Below are 1,436 nucleotides of genomic sequence, written 5' to 3'. Positions count from 1 at the left end.
TCGCTAAACTCCTCCCTGTGGTTATGGGTCCCGGCCTGCGCCGGGACGACGATGGGGAGGTATCCGGGCCATGGACCGCGAATTCCTGATCGACCTGTTCGCCGATTTCGGCCCCGTCACCATCCGAAAAATGTTCTCCGGCTACGGCATCTCCGCCGACGGCATCAATTTTGCGCTGTCTCTACGCGCCGGCCTGTTCTTCCGTGCCGACGAGGTGACCATCCCGGACTTTGAAGCGGAAGGCTCAAAACCGTTCCAGTATTCGACCCGGGCCAAGACGGTGACGGTCAACTCCTACTGGGAGTTGCCGGCGCGCCTGTTCGACGATTCCGAGGATCTCGTACAATGGGCGAGGGCGGCGCTCGCAGCCGCCCAGCGCGCCAAGGTGAAGAAGCGGCCGAAAGCGAAGAAGGCGGCGAAGAAGCGCGTGGCCAAGAAGCCTGCCGTCAAGAAGCGTGCAGCCAAGAATGCGGTTCGTAGGGTGGGCAAAGCGAAGCGTRCCCACCGCTCACGATAGAAATGCTGGAAAGATGGTGGGCACGGCGCTTCGCACCTTTGCCCACCCTACGGCTCTGTTGCTTGTGAAGGTGCGTCACGCCACCCGGCTGTGCGTCTCGATCGCGTATTCCGGATCGGCCTCGCAGATCACGCGGTTGCGGCCGTTGCGCTTGGCGGCGTAGAGGCAGGCGTCCGCACGCTCGATCAGGGAGTCGTTGTCGTCGCCCGGCTTGAGCATGGAGACGCCGACGGAGATGGTGACGCGGCCGAGGATCTCGCCGGTCGACTTCTTCTTCAATTCCTTCGCCATCACGGCGCGGCGGATGTGGTCGGCGACGGTGAGCGCCTGGCGCAGCGCGGTATTGGGCAGCACCACCGCGAACTCCTCGCCGCCGTAGCGCGCGGTGATGTCCTGGCCCTTGATGGATTGTTTCAGCGACAGGCCGACCAGCCGCAGCACCTGGTCGCCGGTGAGATGGCCATAGGAATCGTTGAACGACTTGAAGTGATCGATGTCGAGCAGCAGGAGCGACAGCGGCTCGCCGCTGGTGAGCGCGCTCTGCACGGCCATGCCGATCATGCGGTCGAAATATTTGCGATTGCCCAGGCCGGTGAGCGGATCGGTCAGGCTCTCGGCCCGGATCGCCTCGAGGCTCTGCTGGAGATTGCTGATTTCGCTCTTCGACAGCGTCAGCCGGTCTTCCAGCGTCTTGTTGGTCTCGCGCATCTCGCTGGTCGAACGTATCAGGCTCTCGACGATCGCCTTGATCTGCTCGCGGCTCTTGGCCGTCGACAATTGTTCGGTCGCGCCCGACAGGCTGGCGTCGTAGGAGCCGGTCATGCCGAGCGCATCGCCCAGCACCTTCATCACGTCGTCGATCTCGCCGATGACGCGCGCGCCGACCTTGTCGATGCGGTCGGTGGTCTTGATGTGGGAG

General features: G+C 63.6%; 2 protein-coding genes. One reads left to right on the top strand and one right to left on the bottom strand.

Annotation, left to right across the window (positions count from 1 at the left end; all coding sequences use genetic code 11):
- Positions 1-70 precede the first annotated feature (70 nt).
- Entirely contained in the window at positions 71-517 is a 447-nt protein-coding gene (locus ACXJL8_RS40940) for a TfoX/Sxy family protein (protein ID WP_456687027.1), read from the top strand.
- 75 nt (positions 518-592) lie between these two features.
- Here ACXJL8_RS40940 and ACXJL8_RS40935 read toward each other — a convergent pair.
- A partial coding sequence (locus ACXJL8_RS40935) for a GGDEF domain-containing protein (protein ID WP_456687026.1) occupies positions 593-1,436 on the bottom strand: 844 nt, incomplete at its 5' end.

The organism is Bradyrhizobium sp. P5_C11_2, from assembly GCF_054049755.1.
Note: the sequence above shows the minus strand (reverse complement) of the source record. Positions and strands in the feature narration are given on the sequence as shown.